We start from the raw sequence: 19,048 nt of genomic DNA, 5'->3' as shown, positions 1-19,048 counted from the left end.
AGCGGGCTATCACCGCGCTGGCTCCGGGTCCCGCTTCGCGGAGGCACATTCGTGCAGCCGGCGTGAGGGACTTGGGCTGACGCCGGGGGCACGCTCCTCTGGCCCGGTGTCCCGCCTCGAAGTGACCCACGCTCGGAGCCATCGCGAGGTTCAGGTAGGCTGGTCGAGATCCCATGTCGCCGTCGGTTGAAGCCAGTTGGCCGGATTCGCTCCAGGCCCTGCACGCGCGCGTCGCCGCCGCGTCGCCCCAGGAGGCCGTGGCGTCGAGCGCGGACTGGCGCGACGACTTCGCCCGCTGGGTACGCGGTGCTTCGCTGGAGGAGCGCACGCGGGCCCAGGCCGCCGCGTGGGAGCGGCTGTCCCCCGGGGAGCGCACCCCGGGCGAGCTGCTGTTCCTCCTCTCCACGTGCAGTGAGCTGCTCTGGCCCTACGCGGAGCCGCCCCCGGGCCTGTTGAAACAGCTGCTCGCGCGGCAGCACGACGCGGTGAGCGCGCTCCGCGAGGCGGGGGACTCCGAGGGCGCGGATCGCATCCAGCGTGAGACGGACGCGGCCCTGTCCACCGTGCTCACGCGCTACCTGAAGCGCCACCCGGACGCGCTGTCGGCGCTGGTGCGCGGCGTGCCGTGCACCTTCGACGGCCGCGCGCTGCGCTTCCAGGACGCGGTGGAGGTGGACCTCAAGCAGGTGCTGGGCGCGGGGCCGAAGTCAGTGGGGCTCCTGGAGCAGCTGCGCGCGCTCCTGCCGGACACGCGCGAGGAGGGGCGCGACCGGCTCTCCGAGTTCATCCGCACCCGCGCCGCCCGTGTCCCGTGGCGAGAGGCGAGCGAGGTGCTGGGCGAGCGGCTCTTCGCGCTGGCCACGTCGCCGGACGGACGCAGCGGCATGCGCGGCTTCCTCGCGTGCTACCCCAACGGGCGCAAGGAGCCGGACTGGTGCTCGCGCGCGGGGCTCCTCCTGGCGCGCACCGTGGAAGTGGGGGGGCCGCCCGCGGTGGTGGAGAACCTCTGCGACCTGCTCACGCTCTTCGACGCGCCCCCGGTGGACGGACTGCGCGGGGCGCTGGGCGCGCTCGTGCAGAGCGACTTCGAGGCGGCGGCGGACCTGGGCCACGCGCGCTTCGTGCTGGACCACTGCCACGGCACGATGCGCAAGAACGAGCCCGCGCTGGCGCTCGCGCTGCTGTGGCTGGAGGAGCGGCTGTTCCGCGCGTCCGTGCGGAGGGGCGTGCCGGAGGCCTTCGAGCGGCGCACCCGCGCCCGCGCGAAGCTGGCGGCGCTGCCCGGCTTCACGCACCTGGTGTGGCTGGCGGAGGAGTGCGCGGAGATGTGGCCGCGCTTCCGCACGGCCGCGCGTCCTGGCCTGGACGGACTGGTGGCGTGGCGGGCGGAGGTGGCTCAGCGCATGGGCAAGAAGCCCGTGCTGCGCAAGGCGGCCATCGAGTTCCTGCTGTGGTGCGCGCCGGACGAGGCCTCCTCGGAGGCGGAGCTGGCGACGCTGGCCCTGGTGCGAACCGCCACGGACCGGCGGCTGGTGCGCCGCATGCTGGAGCACCCGTCGCCTCGGGCCCGCTTCCGCGCCCGCGCGCTCCAGTCCTGGCTCCAGGCCGGGGCAGGGCAGGGGAAGTCCCCCGCGCCGGTGGAGGCCACGGAGCCCGCGACGCTGACCGCCTCCCTCCGCCACCTGCACGCGACGCGCGCGGTGCCCGTGGGCGGCCGCACGTGGTTGCGCGACCGCGACCTGGAGGACCTGCTCGTGGGCGCGGTGGGCCGCGTGGAAGCGGAGGCCGCCCAGCGCCACCCGGAGCGCTTCCGCGAGGAGTGTTCGGAGCTGGTCGCGGACCTGCTGGAAGGCCTGCGCTCGGAGCTGGAGCGCGTGCGGGTGGACCTGGAATCCCTGTTGGGCCCGGGGAGGTCCCCGCCGCTGTCCCTGGCGATGGCCGTCCGCCGCCAGCCCTCGCCGCCCCGCGAGGGGGCCGCGGAGGTGGCCATCGTCGTGTCGGTGGAGCGCGAGGGCTTCGTGCGCACCCGGCGCGTCGTCCGCGTGCCAGTGGCGAAGCTGGAGCAGCGCGGGGAGGGCCAGTGGCTGCCCGGCTTCCGTCTGGGCCGCGAGCGCCTGGACGCGCTGCTCGCGCACACCGAGGCCGCGTTCTGCCTCTTCCTGGTGCCCGCCTTCGTGCGCTCCGAGTGCTGGGTGGTGCCCGCGCGGCTGGCGCGGGCCTTGATGGACACGCAGGGCGCCTTGTCTGGCGTGCCCCGCGAGGCGGTGCAGGGCGCGTCCCGGTCCCTGGCGCAGTGGCTGGTGTACGACGTGCTGGGCCTCTGGGTGGGTGACGAGCGCCCTGACGTGGTGACGGCCGCCTGTGAAGGGGACTCCGCCGCGGAGTTCGTGGTGGACCTCACGGTGCGCTGACCCGCGGAAATGGCTCGGGGAATTGCTCGGGAATATCTGGAAGCCCCGGCGTAAAGGCGGATGAGGGGTGCGGGAACACGTCCGGGGCGGGGGCCCTGGAGCCAGATCCATCCGTCCGCTGACGGGATGCATGCCTCCACGCGCGCCGCGCGCCGTGTCTCCAGGGAAGCGAGAGGCATCCATCATGAAGACTCCATTGCGCGCCGCATGGGCGCTGCTGGGCCTTGCCGTGACCGTCGGGCTGGGGGGCTGCGGTGAGGGCGCTGGGATGAACGCCGAGCACCGGCTCCTCTCGCCGTCCAGCGAGCCCGTCCTCGCGCAGCAGTCGTCGGCCCTGTCGGACACGCTGGAGCAGTACGCGGCCAGGTGCGACGCGGCCATCGGCGCCACGGTGCCAGACTTCAACTGCGATCTGGGCACGCTCGTCCCCACGACGAACCACGTCAACGGCAAGTGTGACCGGCCCAACCGGCTCAACCAGGAGTGTGATCCGGGCAGCCGCTTCCAGGTGCTGGTGGACACGGCGGACGTGGCCATCGTCGCGCACTGCCGCAAGCAAGGGCAGGCGACGAACTACTACGGCGACATCGCCGTCATCCAGACCCAGAAGAAGACCGGCGCCACCTGCTTCTACCAGGCGCTGGGCACGCTCTACGGCGCGGCCGTGAAGGCGCCCTCGAAGGGCACGGGGGTGTGGAACTGGCTGACGCCCACCCAGACCGCGGGCATCCGCTGCGTGCGCTGCCATGACAACGGCCCCTTCGTCCGCTCGCCGTACCTGACGCAGCTCACCGGCGTGAACAAGCTGCCGGGCGCGGGGGACTATGGCGCCAACCGCGACCAGCCCTATCGCTTCATCGGCGCGGACTTCGCGTCGTGGAAGGCCTTCAAGGTGGAGGTCGCCGGCAATGCGTGTCTGGGCTGCCACCGCATGGGCACCAGCAACCAGTTCGGCGACGACGATGGCGTGGCGTTGGATCTGGGCATCCGCGCGACCGCGACGTCGGAGGTGGCGAAGAACCCGCACTCGCCCGCTTCACCCATCTGGATGACGCCGGGCTCCACGTACTACGACGCCGCCAACGCCAGCTCCGCCGCGGCCATCCGCGCCTGCGCGCTGCGCCGCACCGAGGTGCCGCTGCCCGACACCTCCGCCTGCCGCATCACCCAGTACACGGACGTGGGCGTGCCCAACCTCCCGGGCACCTTCACCGCGGTGTGGGAGCCGAGCACGCAGTCGGAGATCCAGGTCTACGCCCGCACGTACGCGGACTACCGCGAGAAGTATGATCAGCTCTGGCCGCAGGGCTGGCGCCTGCACACGCTGCAGCCCTACGTGGTGGGCACGCAGGTGCTCTACAACGCCGTGTGGCGCCCGAGCACGGAGATCGAGATCCAGCTCTACGGCGCCACGTTCGCGACCTACAAGGCGAAGTACGACGAGCTGTGGCCGCAGGGCTGGCGTCTGAAGTTGCTCCAGCCCTACGTGGTGAGCGGGCAGACGTATTACACGGCCGTGTGGCGCCCGAGCACGGAGGGCGAACTCCAGACGTACGGCGCCACGTATGCCTCATACCGCGCGACGTATGACTCGCTCTGGCCGCAAGGCTGGCGCCTGAAGCTGATCCAGCCCTACGTGGTGAATGGGCAGACGTATTACACGGCCGTGTGGCGCCCGAGCACGGAGGGCGAAATCCAGACATACGGCGCCACGTATGCGTCGTACCGCGCGACGTATGACTCGCTCTGGCCGCAGGGCTGGCGCCTGAAGATGCTGGAGCCGTACGTGGTCAACGGCCAGGTCTTCTATACGGCGGTCTTCAAGCCGGGCACCACGGGTGAGACCCAGTGGTACGACGCCAGCTACAGCAGCTACCGCGGCCGCTACGACGAGCTGTGGCCGCAGGGTTGGCGCCTGAAGATCCTGCGCGCCTACTGAGCGCTGTCGCGACGCATCGTGCCCCGGTCCATGAACCTGTCGAACGAGGAGTCCGCCGTGTCACGTTTCCACTGCGAGGTGAAGGCGGAGCGCAAGGGCGCGCGCGCGCGGGTTCAGGAGGAGCGTCCGGGGACACTCGTGGACGGGGTGCGGTGGCGTCAGTCGCGGGCACAGGCGCGAACCGGCTCCAGCCTGGGCTACCTGCCGCCGCGTCGGGGTCCGCGCGACGACGCCCCCACCGAGGTCGTCGTGGAGCCGGTGGAGGGGCATGGACTGTCGCCCGCGGGACTCCATCCGGGGGGCCCGCGGTCGCCGACGGAGCCGGGGGCGCTCGCGGAGCATGACGCGTCGCTTTCGGGTTCGCGGACGGGCCCGGAGGTGGAGCACGGCGAGGTGCGTTCGGGAAAGCCAACAGGGGCGGAGCCGGCGGCACGCCCAGAGCGCACGGGGACCCTCCTGTCGCCACGGAAGGACGCGCTGCCGGAGTGGACGGCGTTCGGGGAGCTGGTGGCCACGTCCGCCGCGGCGCGGGCCAGCTTCGAGCGCATGGCGTGCGCCGCGGCCAGCAACGCCACGGTGCTGTTGGAAGGGGAGACGGGCACGGGGAAGAGCCGCGCCGCGCTCGCCATCCACGGCGAGGGCGCGCGCGCGAGGGCGCCCTTCCTCGTCGTGGACTGCGGCGCGCTCCCGGCCAACCTCCTGGAGAGCGAGCTGTTCGGCCACGAGAAGGGGGCCTTCACCGGTGCCATCCAGCGGCGCGTGGGGGCGTTCGAGGAGGCCGACGGCGGCACCATCTTCCTGGATGAGATTGGGGAGCTGCCCGCGGAGCTGCAACCCAAGCTGTTGCGCGTGCTGGAGAACCGGGAGATCCGCCGGCTGGGCTCCAACACCTATCAGGCGGTCAACGTGCGCGTCATCGCCGCCACGCACCGCGACCTGCGCGCGGAGGTGCGGGAGGGCCGCTTCCGCGCGGACCTCTACTTCCGCCTCGCCGTGGTGGGCATCCCCATTCCCTCCCTGCGGGAGCGGCCGGAGGACATCCCGCTCATCGTCGAGAGCATCCTCGCGGGGCTGGGCGCCACGCCCGAGCAGATGGCGACGCTGACGGCGCCGGACTTCCTCACCCGGCTCCAGCACGCCGCGTGGCCAGGCAATGTGCGTGAGCTGCGCAACCATCTGGAGCGCTGCCTCGTCTTCCAGAGTGCGCTGCCGCCTCCGGCCCCCGACGCGGGGTCCCTGTCGCCGCCGGTCCCCCGCGCCGTCGACGCCTCGCTGACGTACGCGGAGTCCCGTCGCCGGGCGCTGGAGGCCTTCGAGCGCGACTACATCGAAGCGCTCCTCAGGCTGCACGGAGGCAAGGTCTCCCAGGCCGCCGCGGCGGCGGACATGGACCGCGTCTATCTTTACCGGCTCCTGCGCCGCCACGGGCTCAAGAGCTGAGGTCTGGTTCGCGCCGGGCAGGTGGAGGCGAGGAGCAACGGCACCACCTGCCAGTATCGCGGCGTTCCCTACACCTGGGGTTTCGCGATCCGCTGAGCCGATTTTTCGCGCGTGGGGAGCGGACAGGTGGCGGAGAATCCCCCCCATGTCCGCTCCCATCTTCGACCTGCACTCGCTCCCGGCGATGCCCGCCGCGCTCCTGCGCGCGGCACTTCCTTTCGGGAAGACCCGGGGCACGACCCTTCCGGCCATGACCCTGCGGGCGCACGGCTGCCGTGCGTCCCCCGTGCTGCTGGAGCGCTACCGCGCCGTGTGCGGCTTCGACGCCGACGGCTTCCTGCCGCTGACCTACCCCCAGGTGCTCGCGACGCCGCTGCACCTGGGCCTGCTGGGCCTGCCCGACTTCCCGTACTCGGTGCTGGGCACGGTTCACGTGCGCAACCGCATCCAGCAGCACCGCCGCCTGCCGGACACCGCCGCGCTCACCGTGTCCTGCCGCTTCGACGGTCTGCGGGAGGTGCCCGCGGGCCAGGAGTTCGACCTCCTGACGCGCGTGGAGGCGGAGGACTCCGGGGAGCTCTTGTGGCAGGCCGTCAGCACCCTGCTGCGCCGTCACGCCGTGAAGAAGGACGCGGAGGCCCCGCGCAAGGCGCCTCCGCCCGTCGACGCGCGCTTCGCCTCCAGCCGGCCCGCCCCCTGGGCGATTCCCGCCGACACCGGGCGCCGCTACGCGCGGGCCTCCGGCGACTACAACCCCATCCACCTCACCGGCCTCAGCGCGAAGCCCTTTGGCTTTCCTCGCGCCATCGCGCACGGCATGTGGACGCTCGCGCGCTGCGTGGCGGAGCTGGGCGAGGTGGCCCACGCGGACGCGCTGGCCCTGGAGTGTGAGTTCAAGAAGCCCCTCTTCCTTCCATCCCGCGTGACGTTCCAGACAGCTCGCGAGTCCGCGGGCGTGGCGTTCCGGGTGATGTCGGAGGAGGGGAAGCCGCACCTGATGGGGCGGCTGGGCTGAGGCGCGGGCGACACGCCGGCGGGCCGGAGGGCGGCCCGCCAGGCGTGTCAGTCACTCAGCTCCGGCAGGTCTGGCAGGCTGTCTGGATCCAGCTTCATCAGGGCGCACAGCCGGCTCAGCGTGGGGATGGTGGGGACCATCACCCCTCGCTCGACGCGGGCGAGGACCTCCACGCCCAGTTCCAGATGCTCGGCGACTTCCTCCATGGAGAGCCCCGCTTGTTGCCGCGCTGCCTTCAGCGCCGCGCCAAGCGCTTCGGCCCGCTCTCTCCGACTCTGTGTCATTCCCCGAGCATGGCGCCATCCGGCCCTCGCGTCACTTGAATCCCACACGCACCCCTCATGGACGGTGGGCCCCCCAGGGGGCGGATCCCTCCAGGCGTGAAGTCCCCAACAGCTCGCCACCCCCAGGCCCGGTCCCCGCCGCGGCCCCATTCCCGCGCGGGCTCCCGACGCGTGGAAGGCTCCGGCCTACCCTGGAGGGTGGGGTGGAATGGGGGTGGCCGCGCGTCCCGGGCATGCGCACGCTGCCTGCTAAGGGGGCCTTGCGCATTGGCGCCGGGCGGGGCCTGTGTTAGGCCGCCGCTCCCTGTCGTCCATCTTTGGGACCCCAATCGAGGAGAAGTGAATGACCCGTCGTCACGTGCGAGTCGTCGGCGCGATGCTCCAGAACGAGATGGGTCACTACCTCATCACCCAGCGTCCCCCCACCGCGTCGCTCCCCTTGATGTGGGAGTTCCCTGGCGGTCGCGTGGAGGAGGGGGAGCACGACGCGGTGGCGCTCGCCCGGGAGCTCCAGGAGGAGATGGGGGTTCAGATCGAGGTGCTCGAGCAGGTGATGCACACCCATCACGAGTACCCGACCTATGACATCGACTTCCGGGTGTTCCGCTGCCGCCTGAGCCGGCCGGAGGCGGAGATCCACCACTTGCGCGTGCACGACCACCGCTGGGTGTCCTTGGAGGAGATGGGGCAGTACCGCTTCCCCGACGCGGACGCCAAGACGCTGGCCCGGTTGCTGGACCTGGACCACTGACCGTGCGCCCGTCTTCGCGCCTGCTCGCCGTCGCGGGCCTCCTCCTGTCCGCCGCCTGTTCCAGCGCCCGCCCCACGCCCACCGCCGCCAACGCGCCGGACGCCGGGATGCTCCAGGTGCCCGCCCTGGGGATGGAGGGCTGCGTGCTCTACGCGGAGGGGCGCAAGACGGGCACCGTGCCCCGGCAGGTGCCCGAGCTGTCGGGGCTGGCCGCGAGCCAGCTCCACCCGGGCATCTTCTGGGCTCACAACGACTCCAACAACGCGTTCGCGCTGTTCGCCCTGGATGAGACCGGCGCGGTGAAGGCCACGCTGACGCTCACTGGCGCGGATCCGCGCGACATCGAGGACGTGGCGGTGGGCCCGTGCGCGCCGGGGGACAAGACCCCCTGCGTCTACCTGGCGGACACCGGCGACAACTTCGAGCGGCGCAAGGAAGTGCGCCTGTTCCGCGTGGCGGAGCCCCAGACCCTCGTGGATGCCACGCTCCCGGTGGAGACGCTTGCCTTCACGTACGCGGACGGCGCGCACGACGCGGAGTCGCTCATCATCGACGAGCGCTCCGGCCGCATCGCCATCCTGACGAAGACGCGCGCCTCGCTGGGCGACCTCTACGCGGTGGAGGGCCTGAAGCCAGGCGCGACGGGCACGGCCACCAGGTTGGGCACCTTGCGCGTGCCCGACGACGTGGACCGCCTGGCCACCGCCGCCGCGCTGCACCCCTCGGGCGAGCGCTTGCTGGTGCGCACGTACACCCGAGTCTGGGAGCTGCGCCGCCCGGGCGCGAAGCGGCTGGAGGACTTCATCCAGGCGCAGGTGGTGGAGGTCCCCGGCGCGAGCCAGGCCCAGGCGGAGGCCGTCACCTTTCTCCAGGACGGCCGCGGCTATCTGCTGGGCAGTGAGTTCACAGGGGAGCCCCTGGTGCGCGTGGACTGCCGCTGAGTGGACAGTCCGGCACGCCTTCGTCGTCGCCCTGTCACGCCCTGCGGTTGACGGCTTGGCGGGGGTGACCATCTTTGGCCGGCTGAGGGAACCGTCACACGACATGGTGTCGGTGTGTACGGGGGAGGGGGAGGGCGAGCGTGCCGACGATGAAGCCACAGGACCTGCCGCCGGGGATGGGCCCGCGCGGAAAGAAGAGCGACAAGCCAACACCCACGAAAGGTGGGTTCAAGTTCGGCTCACCACTGGGCTACATCCTCCTGCTCGTCCTGGGGTTCCTGCTGTTCCGGAACGTGTTTCAGGACGCGGGCGTCCGCCGTGTGTCGTACAGCCAGCTTCGCGACGCGGTGGAGAACAACCAGTTCAGCCGCGTGCAGATCTCCAACGAGTGGGTCAAGGGCTTCCTCAAGGACAACGCCCAACCGCCCCCGGGCGAGCGCGGAACGCTGCGCAGCGAGCCCAGCGCCCTGCCGTGGATGGCCTACCGCGTCCCCGGCGACGAGGGGCTGGTGCCGCTCCTGGAGCAGAAGGGCATCCAGTTCGAGGCCGTGCCGCAGTCCAGCTTCAGCGAGGTGTTGTGGATCTGGCTCATTCCCATGGGCCTGCTCATCCTCTTCTGGAGCTTCATGATGCGCCGGATGTCCGGCGGCATGGGCCAGGGCCCCCAGAGCGTCATGAGCTTCGGCAAGACGCGCGCGAAGGTGCAGGCGGAGAACGACACCGGCGTGGGCTTCAAGGACGTCGCGGGCGTGGACGAGGCCGTGGACGAGCTTCGCGAAATCGTCGAGTTCCTGAAGACGCCGGAGAAGTTCCGCCGCCTGGGCGGACGCATCCCCAAGGGCGTGCTGCTCGTGGGGCCTCCGGGCACCGGCAAGACGCTGCTGGCGCGCGCGGTCGCGGGTGAAGCGGGCGTGCCCTTCTTCAACCTCTCCGGTTCGGAGTTCGTGGAGATGTTCGTGGGCGTGGGCGCGGCGCGGGTCCGCGACCTCTTCGCCCAGGCCACGGCCAAGGCGCCGTGCATCATCTTCATCGACGAGCTGGATGCCATTGGCAAGAGCCGCAACTCGGGCGTGGCCGGCGGTCACGACGAGCGCGAGCAGACGCTCAACCAGCTGCTCGCGGAGATGGACGGCTTCGACAGCCGCGCGGGCCTCATCATCCTGGCGGCGACGAACCGCCCGGAGATCCTGGACAGCGCGCTGCTGCGCCCGGGCCGCTTCGACCGGCAGGTGCTGGTGGACCGCCCGGACAAGCGCGGCCGCGAGCGGGTGCTGGAGATCCACGCCAAGGGCGTGAAGCTGGGCCCGGACGTGGACCTCAAGCAGATCGCCTCGCGCACGCCGGGCTTCGCTGGCGCGGACCTGGCCAACGTGGTGAACGAGGCGGCGCTGCTCGCCGCGCGCAAGAACCGCGACGCGGTGATGCGGGCGGACTTCGAGGAGGCCATCGAGCGCGTGGTGGCGGGGCTGGAGAAGAAGAACCGCCGCATGAACGAGCGCGAGAAGGAGATCGTCGCGCACCACGAGGCGGGCCACGCGGTGGTGGGCTGGATGCTGCCGTACGCGGAGCGGGTGACGAAGGTGTCCATCATCCCGCGAGGCCTGGCGGCGCTGGGCTACACCATGTCGCTGCCGCTGGAGGACCGCTACCTCATGTCGCTGGACGAGCTGCGCGACAAGATGGCGGGGATGATGGGGGGCCGCGCCGCGGAGGAGATCTTCATCGGCGAGGTCTCCACGGGCGCCTCCAATGACATCAAGCAGGCGACGGAGATCGCCAAGATGATGGTCCGCGACTACGGCATGAGCACCCTGGGGCCGGTGGCGCTGAGCGGTGAGCAGGGGCCGGGCTTCCTGCGGTCCGCGGGCCTGCCGGAGTCGCGCAGCTACTCCGAGCAGACGGCGCGGATGATCGACGACGAGGTCCGCAAGATGGTCTCCGAGGCGCTGGACCGCGCCCGTGAGGTCCTCAACATCCACCGCGAGAAGGTGGAGGCTCTGGCCGCGCGGCTGCTGGCGACGGAGGTCATCGAGGAGGAGGCGATGATCACCATCCTGGGGCCCAAGGTGTACGCGCAGCGCGGACTGCTGCACCCGGAGGCGCGCACCGTTATCTCCGCGCACCCGGTGGGCGGCACGGAGTCGGAGCCCACCGTTCCGCCGACGCAGCACGCGGAAGGCAAGCTCGACTCCTAGAGGGGCGCCTGCCTGCTCTCCGGGCAGTCCTTCGCCCACCGGATCCACCGCCAGCCTGCGGTGGCCGGTGGGCGAAATTACTTTTGGTCGACAAGGAGGCGTCGCCGTGGAGAACCGGATTGGGAAGAGCTACGTCGCGCGGAAGTCGTTGTTCGCCAAGGGCCTGAAGGATGGCCGGCTCACGGTGCAGGAGATCGAGGAGGCGCTGCCTCCGGGGACGCTGACGGCCGCCGAGCGGTGGCTTCTCTACTACTCCCTCCGAGCCGCGCAGGTGGAAATCATCGATGAGGTGACGGGGCAGGTCGATCACGGCTTCATGGCCGAGGCACCGCCCTCGGCTCCGTCCAATCACTAGGCGCGTTGACAGGGCCGCCCTCGCGGTTACGTTCGCGCCGCTCATCGAGGTCCGCTTCCTTCAACCCCTGCGCAGGTTCGACAATGGCCGGAAATCCCAGCAGCGACGAAACCCCGGAGGCGAAGGCCTCCGCCAACACCACCGAGGAGGCTGAAGTGGTCTCCGCCGAGGCCCCGGCCGAAGCCGAGCAGGACGGCGAGGTGGCGCGGCTCCAGCAGGAACTGGAGGCGGCCCGTCGCCGGGTGAACGAGCTGGCGCGGGGGCTCCAGGACCTCACCAAGGACCGGGAGGAGTTCAAGCAGCGGCTGACGCGGGAGCGCGAGCGGATGCTCGACGTGGAGCGCGGCAACGTGGCCCGCACGCTGCTGGAGGCCATCGACGAGCTGGACCTGGCGATGGCCGCCAGCCACCAGGACGCCTCGCCCCTGGCCCAGGGGGTGCGGATGATCCGCGACAGCCTGCTGTCCAAGGCGCAGGCCACCGGCATCGAGCGCATCCAGGTGATGGGCCGCCCCTACGACCCGAACGTGGCCGAGGCGGCGGACATGGAGGTGACGCCCGTGCAGGACGACGACCAGAAGGTCGTCGCCGAGTTCCGCGCGGGCTACCGCCTGAAGGACCGCGTCATCCGTCCCGCCCGGGTGAAGGTGGCCCGGTACGTGGCCCCGGCCCAGGCCTGAGGGCCCCCGCCTCCGCGCCCGCCCGGGTCCGGGTGGGCGTGAGCGGGGAAGGGGCGTGGCCGCCGGTCTGTTGGGCCTTGACGTCATGGCCCGCCGTGTAAGCTGCCACCCCGTGTCCGTCCGACTGCTCAGCATCCTTTGCGTGGTGGCGCTCGCCCCGGTGGCGGGGGCCGCCGAGGATCCGCTCACGCCCTGGCTCCAGGCCCGCGTTCGCGAGCACATCGCCTACTTCGCCGCCCCGCTGCCCGCGAGCGAGCCCGCCACCCCGGGCGTGTCCTCGCTCTGGCGCGAGCGCCCCGCGGGCTACTCGGGCCTGCCGCGCTTCACGCCCCCCACGTCGCTGGCGCCGCTCATCCGCGCGGTGGAGGCGGGCGTGGTGAACATCACCACGGTGGGCCCCGGCGCGGTGGCGGGCGCGGTGAAGCGCTCCACCGGCTCTGGCTTCGTGCTGACGCCCGACGGACTCGTCGTCACCAACAACCACGTGGTGGCCAACGCCCAGGGCCCGGTGCTGGACCCGGGCGGCGTCACCGCCAGCAAGGACGGCCCCCGCGAGGTGCCCGTGCAGCAGGTGTCCGTGCGCCTGGCGGACGGCCGCGAGTTCCCCGCGGAGGTGGTGGGCCGCGACGCGTCCACGGACGTGGCGCTCCTGCGGCTGAACGGGGCGGGGCTGGGGAGCCTGCCGGCGGTGTTCCTGGGGGACTCGGACGGGCTGGAGGTGGGGGACTGGGTGGTGGCCATTGGAAACCCGTTCGGCCTGGACCACTCGGTGGCGCACGGGATGATCTCCGCCAAGGAGCGCGTGCTAGGCGTGGGCCAGTTCGACGACTTCATCCAGACGGACGCCCTCATCAACCCGGGCAACTCCGGCGGCCCGCTCTTCAACATGAAGGGCGAGGTGATTGGCGTGAACACCGCCATCATCAGCGAGGGGCAGGGCATCGGCTTCGCGGTGCCCATCAACCTGGTGAAGGACCTGCTGCCCAACCTGCGGGAGAACGGCAAGCTGGAGCGCGGGTGGCTGGGCGTCGTCATCAACGAGGACGGCGCGGACGCGACCGCCACGGCGCCGGTGGTGAAGGACGTCTACCGGGGCAGCCCCGCCGCCGCGGCGCACATCCGCCCGGGCGACCGGCTGGTGGCGGTGAATGGCCGGCCCATTGGCAGCTACCTCCAGCTGCTGCGCAAGGTGGCGCTCCTGGCTCCGGGCACGGAGGCGAAGCTGACGCTGCTGCGCGAGGGGGGCACCCAGGAGGTGTCGGTCCGGCTCGTCGCCCGGCCCGCGCAGGAGGCCACCGAGGGCCTGGCCAACCGGGGCGGCAGCAACGCGAACGACCTGGGGCTGGTGCTGCGGGATTTGACGCCGGAGGTGGCCGCGCCCCTGGGCTACGAGGCGTTCCTGGGCGCGCTCGTGTCCGGTGTGGTGCCGCGCAGCCCGGCGGAGCAGTCCGGCCTGCGCGCGGGCGACGTCGTCACGGAGGTGAACCGCCGCCGGGTGAAGGACGCCGCCGCGGTGAAGGCCGCCCTGGAGCGGGGCAGCGCCGGGGCCAGCATCCTCCTGCGGGTGCAGCGGGGCGACGCGCTCCAGTACATCGCCATCGCCCGCTGAGCCTGCCCGCGGGGCCGCGCTACTTGGCGGCCGCGTCCTTGCCGTTGATCCACAGGCCCATCTGTCCGCCGGTGCGCCCCTCCGTCACGAGGATGGCCTCGATGCGGGCGTTGACGCCGGAGATCTTCCCGCCGCCCTTCTTGGGCAGCGTCCACACGCTCTGCGGCGTGAAGACGACCTGCGCGCGCACGCCCCGGGAGGTGAACACCCGCTGGAAGGTTCCACCGTTCCACATGCTCGGCGCGGTGCCGCTCACCGTGAGCAGGTTCAGCACCGGGTTGCCCTGCGAGTCCGTCTTCTTCGGCGCCCCGTGGGTGAGCGCGTACTTCCCGCCCCCGAAGAAGGGCGTGATGTTGATGGTGTAGTCGTTGCTGCTGGGGTTGAAGTCGCCCGCGGCCAGCATGGTCGCGTCGTCCTCGGTGATGATCATGTAGAGGCGCTTGCCCGTGTACTTCTTGCGGAAGGCCTCCGCCTGGGACTTGCACTGCGGCTCCACGAGCGCCCCGTCGCACTCGCCCACGTACTTCTCCAGGAAGGCCCCCAGCCCGCCCAGGGGCTCGGACTCGTCGCGCAGCTTCGCGAAGCGCGAGTCCACGTCGGCCAGGGCGAGCGTGGGCACAAGGAGGGCAAAGGCGGCGGCCAGGATGCGGTTCACGGAGAGGAACTCCCGGGAAATAGGGGGATGACGGCCCCTCGGATGCTGCCACTCCCGCCGCGCCGGGGGCAGCGCTTTCCCATGCGTATGGCATGGTGTGTCAGAGTGGATGTAGGTGAAGAAGTTGCCTACATCTGGCTACCGTGTAGTTTGCCCCTGTCACCCCCTGTTTCGGAGCCCTCCCCGCATGAACACGCAGCCCCAGGAACGCCGCTCCCACCTGCGCTTCGACAAGATCTTCACCGTGTATCTGTCCACGCAGGACGGGATGATGCGGGGCATTGGCCGCAACATCAGCGCGCGGGGCATGTTCATCGAGGTGCGCGACTCGCTGGGGCTGGGCGAGAAGCTGAAGGTGACGTTCGCGGGCGAGGACGGCACGGAGATGACGTGCCTGTGCGAGGTCCGCTACCAGGTGGCGCTGGCCTTCGGCCGCAAGGACGGGCGGCCGGGCAACAGCCGCGGGGTGGGGCTGCGCATCGTGGCCTACGAGACCATGGATGACGCGCCGCTGCTGCTGGTGGACCGCGAGCGGGTGATGCACTGAAAGACCGCGGGGCACGGCCCTTCCCCTCGTGAGGGAAGACACCGTGCCCCGGGCGTGTGACGGCGGTTGGGACGCGCCGGTTACTGCGAGAAGCCCTCGAGGAGGTAGTGGGCCTCGATGCGCTTGAGCGCGAGGATCATCGCGGCGCAGCGGCTGTCCACCGTCTTCCCGATGCAGTACGGGCGGCTGTCGTGCATCTCCGTCTTGCGCGGCTGGTTGCGCGAGATGTCCCGGATGATGCGGTAGTTGCGCTTCATGGCGCGCTCGAGGCGCTGATCGACTTCCGCCTCGCTCCAGCGCTCCATGCGCTTGTTCTGGATCCACTCGTAGTACGACACCGTCACGCCGCCGGCGTTGGCGATGATGTCCGGGATGAGCTCGATGCCGCGCTTCTGCAGGACGCGGTCGGCCTCCGGAGTGGTGGGGCCGTTGGCGCCCTCGGCGATGAGCTTCACCTTGAGGCGCTCGGCGACGTCGGCGGTGATCTCGCCACCCAGGGCGGCGGGGACGAGGATGTCCGCCTGCACGTCCCAGAGGTCCTTCTTCTCGATGCGCTGGGCGCCGGGGAAGCCCACGACGGAGCGCTTGAGGTTCTTGGGGTCCGCCACGTAGGCGGCCAGGGCGTTCACGTCGATGCCGTCGCCGTTGAAGATGGACCCGTCGGCGTCGTTCACCGCGAGCAGGCGGGCGCCCATGTTGCCCAGGATGATGGCGGCGTGGCTGCCCACGTTGCCGAAGCCCTGGATGACGAAGGTCTTGCCCTTCACGCTCTCGCCGCGGTCGGCGTAGTAGTCCTCGATGCAGAAGGCGACGCCCTGGCCGGTGGCCTTGCCGCGGCCCTCGGAGCCGCCGATGCGCACGTCCTTGCCGGTGACGATGCCGCGCAGGTTGTGGCGCTCGCGCTCACCGTCGGAGAACTGGCGGTAGAGCAGCGCCATGATCTCCGGGTTGGTGCCCACGTCCGGCGCCGGGATGTCGATGTTCGGCCCGATGAGGCTCTTGAGCCGGTACATGAAGCGCAGGGTGATGGCCTCGATCTCCTCGCGGCCGTACTCGCGCGGATCCAGCTGGATGCCGCCCTTGCCGCCGCCGAAGGGCACCTCCGCGATGGCCGTCTTCCAGGTCATCTCCGCGGCGAGCGCCTTGAAGAGATCCAGGGAGACCTCGCGGTGGTAGCGCAGGCCGCCCTTGTAGGGGCCGCGGGCCTGGTTGTGCTGGACGCGGTAGGCCTTGAAGCGCTGCGACTCACCGGGGACCAGCTGGTAGACGAGCCCGTCCGGCAGGCGCAGGTGGCCGTGGCGGATGGCGACGTCGGAGCCCAGCAGGGCGCGGCCGTTGAGGATGATGTTGCCGTTGGCCAGGCGCTCCAGGCCCTCGGGGTTGCGCACCTGGGTGACGGACAGGTCCGCGAAGGACTTCGCCTCCTCGGGGAGGAGCGGGACCAGGCGGTCCTTCAGCTTCGCGGTGACATAGAAGATGTGCTCGTAGTCGGGCTCTTCGAGCTCCAGACGCACCCGCTTGTCCAGGCCGATGAGATCCGCCGCGAAGTGGAAGATCTCCATCGCCTCCGTGTAGATGGTGCGCTTGGGCGTAGGGGCCGGGGCGCGCATGAAAGTCTCTTCGCTGGCCATGATGGAACGTGCTCCTTGGGGGCCCACCTGGAATGGGGGCCGCTGGGGAAAGCCGGGCCCTTATGTGCACAGCCGCCCCGCGAGTTCAACCGCTGCGGAGCCGCCCCATTTCTCCAAATAATAGAGAAAAGTCGGGTACTTAGCCGACGCGGTGTGTCACCCCGACAGATGCGCTGTGTCATGCATGTCAGGGCTTCTGGGTGAAAGAAGCGGGGGCGGCGACCGGGTTGGCGGTGGGCGCGGAGAAACTGCTTGCCGGGCCCGGATGCGGGTGGTACTTACGCGCCGCTTTCGGTGCGCCGACATAGCTCAGTTGGTAGAGCAACTGATTCGTAATCAGTAGGTCTCCGGTTCAAATCCGGATGTCGGCTCCAGGAAATCAAGGGCTTGGGTGCTTCTGGCACCCAAGCCCTTTTTCTTTTCGGCGCGCTCCGTCCTCTCCGGCAAGGCCCGCGGCGCTGATGTGACGCGCGGCTCGCGGGGCCCCACCGATTCAGGCCGGGCGGTGGCGACGGGCGAGCGATTCAAGCTCCCGGATGGGCTTGATGACCGTGCCGCGCCGCGGACCCGGGGCGGAGGTTCGAGTCGCGCCTCCCGGCCTCAGGGAAGCTGTCAGGCCTCGGAGTCAGGATTCCATGCCCGCTGATTCCCGGGGGCACCCACGGGGGGATTCCATGAGGTGGATTGCGGTGGTGTCTCTGCTGTTGCTTGTGTCGGGATGCGCGACCACGCGTGTTGTCCAAATCGATGTTGGGACTGGTCAGCGAGTCACTCACGAGTCGGAGGACGTTGACCCGGTCGAGGTGAACGAGGCGGAGTTCAAGTCTGCCTTTGCGCGGCTCATCCTCGACATGCGGATGGACGTTGCCTTTCGGGAAGCCGACGAGGCGGATGAACGAGGCTGGGTGCGATCCAGATCGCTGCTTGCATCCTCCAGTGGCCTCGCGGACTCAGGCTCGGGGAGTTCGCCCGAGTCGCTGTACGCACGCATCTGCCCCGACTCGGACGGGTGCCTGTCCCTGGTGGGCGGGACAGGGCTCACGTTCTCGCGGAAGGACCGGACGCTCATGGCCCTGTCCTTCGCTCTCGATGCCGTGTGGGGGGGCTGTGGAGGGTGAACTCGGCAAGATGCTGAACCCGGCCGCGCTCAAGGCCATGGTGACCACGGCGGCCCTGAGCGTTCTTCTCACGATGACCTTGCCCGAGCCTGTCACCAAGGTCATCGCGATGGCGCTGACGGCGGCGATGGTGGCCTACCTGGGCATTGTGCCGGTCTGGGAGATTGGACGGGGCTTCGTCCGGCTGTGGGATGATGCGGGGAGGGCAACGAGCGTCATCGAGCTACAGGACATCGGCCATCGCTTCGGGAAGGTGCTCGGCACGAACGGCACGCGCGTCCTGGTGCTCCTCGTCACTGCGGCCCTGGGCGGAAAGAGCGCGATGGCGTCCCAAGGGCCCAAGCTCCCGGGCTTCTCCCAGGCGGCACTTCGCGCGGAGGCAGAGGCGGGATTCCAGCTCGGAGCGGCGCTGAACGGTGGGGTGTCGTCCATCGCGATGCCCGCCGCTGGAGTGCTCAACGTGGCGCTGGCTCCGGGGGCTGCTGCGACTCTTGCGATGTACGGAGAGGGGCGGTTTCCGGGCGATGCTGGGGGGGCCGGTTCACCATATTTGCACGAGCAGGAACCCGATTTCGCCTGCTTCAGGCGGTCCTTGGACGCCAGAGTGCGAGAGGATTTTCAAGAAGGCTGGGATGACCCTTGAGGATGCAGCAAACAAGGTGCGGCTCAATGGGCACGAGGGGCCTCACCCCGAATTCTATCACAATCAGGTGATGACTCGTCTTGAGCGTTCTGTTGGGCGGTGCAGAACGACGGAGAGCTGCCGGGCCAGCTTGCGGAAGGAACTCGCGAAGATTGCAGACGAGTTGCTTACGCCGGGCTCGGAATTGCGCAGCTTCATCGTGAAGTAGGAGGGTAGGGTGGAACGGAACTTTTATTGGGTTGGCTTGGCTGACATGCCTCGATGGCTCATTGAGACGCCCACGCGGACATCCGGCGAAGAGTTCGACGAACCTTGGCTGTTCACAGATGGGCATGTCCTTCCAGACCCTGGCTCCATCAAATCTCAGGTTTCACATCCGGGCACGAAGCGCGCTTTTGTCTTTGGAGGGGTTGAACGCACGCCTATCGTCAGCGAAGCACTCGCGAACGTCTTCCAAACACTGGCTCCCGATGACGTCCAACTGTTTCCGGTGACGGTGGAGGGAGAGTCCGAGCGGTACTTTGTCGTCAATGCAATCAAGGTGGTTGATGCCATAGACGAGGCAGGATGCCGGGAGGTGCATCACTATGACGAGGACGATCCCTCCACTGACTACCCTGGGGAGTACAACTGGATCTACGGACTGCGCATCGATCCGTTGAAGACCGAGGGCGCGCACGTCTTCCGGCTGAAGAAGTTCAAGACGGCGTTCATTGTCTCGGAGGAGGTCAAGAACGCACTCGAAGGGGTAGGGGACCTAGGCCGTGTCTGATGGATGCAGGTGGCGCAGGTAGGAGAAGATGAGCGCCACCTGCACCAGGGCCAGGTAGTTGA

Annotated in this window: 15 protein-coding genes, 1 tRNA gene and 1 pseudogene; 14 read left to right on the top strand and 3 right to left on the bottom strand. The window is 70.0% G+C overall.

Going from position 1 to position 19,048, the window contains the following annotated elements; all coding sequences use genetic code 11:
• Nucleotides 1–173: 173 nt before the first annotated feature.
• From GTY96_RS30770 to GTY96_RS30750, 4 genes are all read left to right on the top strand, one after another.
• On the top strand, nt 174–2,411 hold the full coding sequence (locus tag GTY96_RS30770; protein ID WP_161666584.1) for a hypothetical protein: 2,238 nt from the start codon (nt 174–176) through the stop codon (nt 2,409–2,411).
• A gap of 184 nt (nt 2,412–2,595) precedes the next feature.
• Nucleotides 2,596–4,350, top strand: a complete 1,755-nt coding sequence (locus GTY96_RS30765; RefSeq protein ID WP_161666583.1) for a hypothetical protein — start codon at nt 2,596–2,598, stop codon at nt 4,348–4,350.
• 30 nt (nt 4,351–4,380) lie between these two features.
• Nucleotides 4,381–5,790, top strand: a complete 1,410-nt coding sequence (locus GTY96_RS30755; protein WP_235685989.1) for a sigma-54 interaction domain-containing protein — start codon at nt 4,381–4,383, stop codon at nt 5,788–5,790.
• A 145-nt stretch (nt 5,791–5,935) separates the two neighbouring features.
• Nucleotides 5,936–6,805 (top strand): MaoC family dehydratase, encoded by an 870-nt coding sequence (locus GTY96_RS30750; protein WP_161666582.1) that lies wholly within the window; start codon nt 5,936–5,938, stop codon nt 6,803–6,805.
• A gap of 47 nt (nt 6,806–6,852) precedes the next feature.
• On the opposite strand, the gene GTY96_RS30745 is transcribed toward GTY96_RS30750, so the two are convergent.
• Nucleotides 6,853–7,089 carry a helix-turn-helix domain-containing protein gene (locus GTY96_RS30745; protein WP_043321491.1) on the bottom strand — a complete coding sequence of 79 codons (237 nt, stop codon included), beginning with the start codon at nt 7,087–7,089 and terminating at the stop codon, nt 6,853–6,855.
• A 343-nt stretch (nt 7,090–7,432) separates the two neighbouring features.
• Between GTY96_RS30745 and GTY96_RS30740 the strand changes: the two genes are divergently transcribed.
• The 6 genes from GTY96_RS30740 to GTY96_RS30715 all read left to right on the top strand — a co-directional run bounded on the left by GTY96_RS30740 (nt 7,433) and on the right by GTY96_RS30715 (nt 13,620).
• A complete protein-coding gene (locus GTY96_RS30740) occupies nt 7,433–7,840 on the top strand; it encodes a (deoxy)nucleoside triphosphate pyrophosphohydrolase (RefSeq protein WP_143904960.1) in 408 nt (135 codons plus the stop codon).
• A gap of 2 nt (nt 7,841–7,842) precedes the next feature.
• Complete coding sequence (locus tag GTY96_RS30735; protein ID WP_143904961.1) at nt 7,843–8,781, top strand: hypothetical protein; 939 nt, start codon at nt 7,843–7,845, stop codon at nt 8,779–8,781.
• A gap of 149 nt (nt 8,782–8,930) precedes the next feature.
• The gene (gene ftsH / locus GTY96_RS30730) at nt 8,931–10,976 is read left to right on the top strand and encodes an ATP-dependent zinc metalloprotease FtsH (protein WP_370456606.1); all 2,046 of its coding nucleotides are present in this window, start codon (nt 8,931–8,933) and stop codon (nt 10,974–10,976) included.
• Nucleotides 10,977–11,082: 106 nt separating this feature from the next.
• On the top strand, nt 11,083–11,331 hold the full coding sequence (locus tag GTY96_RS30725) for an RNA polymerase sigma factor region1.1 domain-containing protein (protein WP_120533571.1): 249 nt from the start codon (nt 11,083–11,085) through the stop codon (nt 11,329–11,331).
• 83 nt (nt 11,332–11,414) lie between these two features.
• Complete coding sequence (locus tag GTY96_RS30720) at nt 11,415–12,011, top strand: nucleotide exchange factor GrpE (protein ID WP_161666581.1); 597 nt, start codon at nt 11,415–11,417, stop codon at nt 12,009–12,011.
• 85 nt (nt 12,012–12,096) lie between these two features.
• Nucleotides 12,097–13,620, top strand: a complete 1,524-nt coding sequence (locus GTY96_RS30715) for a trypsin-like peptidase domain-containing protein (protein WP_143904963.1) — start codon at nt 12,097–12,099, stop codon at nt 13,618–13,620.
• A 19-nt stretch (nt 13,621–13,639) separates the two neighbouring features.
• Here GTY96_RS30715 and GTY96_RS30710 read toward each other — a convergent pair whose 3' ends face one another.
• Entirely contained in the window at nt 13,640–14,275 is a 636-nt protein-coding gene (locus GTY96_RS30710) for a DUF6066 family protein (RefSeq protein WP_143904964.1), read from the bottom strand.
• A gap of 187 nt (nt 14,276–14,462) precedes the next feature.
• Here GTY96_RS30710 and GTY96_RS30705 point away from each other — a divergent pair, with 187 nt between their 5' ends.
• The gene (locus tag GTY96_RS30705; protein WP_014396384.1) at nt 14,463–14,822 is read left to right on the top strand and encodes a PilZ domain-containing protein; all 360 of its coding nucleotides are present in this window, start codon (nt 14,463–14,465) and stop codon (nt 14,820–14,822) included.
• 80 nt (nt 14,823–14,902) lie between these two features.
• Here the strand turns inward: GTY96_RS30705 and GTY96_RS30700 are convergent, their stop codons facing one another.
• Nucleotides 14,903–16,453 carry a Glu/Leu/Phe/Val family dehydrogenase gene (locus tag GTY96_RS30700; protein ID WP_143904965.1) on the bottom strand — a complete coding sequence of 517 codons (1,551 nt, stop codon included), beginning with the start codon at nt 16,451–16,453 and terminating at the stop codon, nt 14,903–14,905.
• A 298-nt stretch (nt 16,454–16,751) separates the two neighbouring features.
• Here GTY96_RS30700 and GTY96_RS30695 point away from each other — a divergent pair.
• The 3 genes and pseudogenes from GTY96_RS30695 (at nt 16,752) to GTY96_RS38015 (ending at nt 18,986) form a co-directional block, all read left to right on the top strand.
• Nucleotides 16,752–16,827, top strand: a tRNA-Thr gene (locus GTY96_RS30695).
• A gap of 300 nt (nt 16,828–17,127) precedes the next feature.
• A pseudogene (locus tag GTY96_RS30690) lies at nt 17,128–18,422 on the top strand (AHH domain-containing protein).
• Between the two features lie 9 nt (nt 18,423–18,431).
• Nucleotides 18,432–18,986: an imm11 family protein gene (locus GTY96_RS38015; RefSeq protein WP_328701064.1), complete on the top strand. Its 555-nt coding sequence runs from the start codon at nt 18,432–18,434 to the stop codon at nt 18,984–18,986.
• Nucleotides 18,987–19,048: the final 62 nt, after the last annotated feature.

Origin of the sequence: Corallococcus silvisoli, assembly GCF_009909145.1 — a bacterium.
GTDB classification, from domain to species: domain Bacteria; phylum Myxococcota; class Myxococcia; order Myxococcales; family Myxococcaceae; genus Corallococcus; species Corallococcus silvisoli.
Note: the sequence above shows the minus strand (reverse complement) of the source record. Positions and strands in the feature narration are given on the sequence as shown.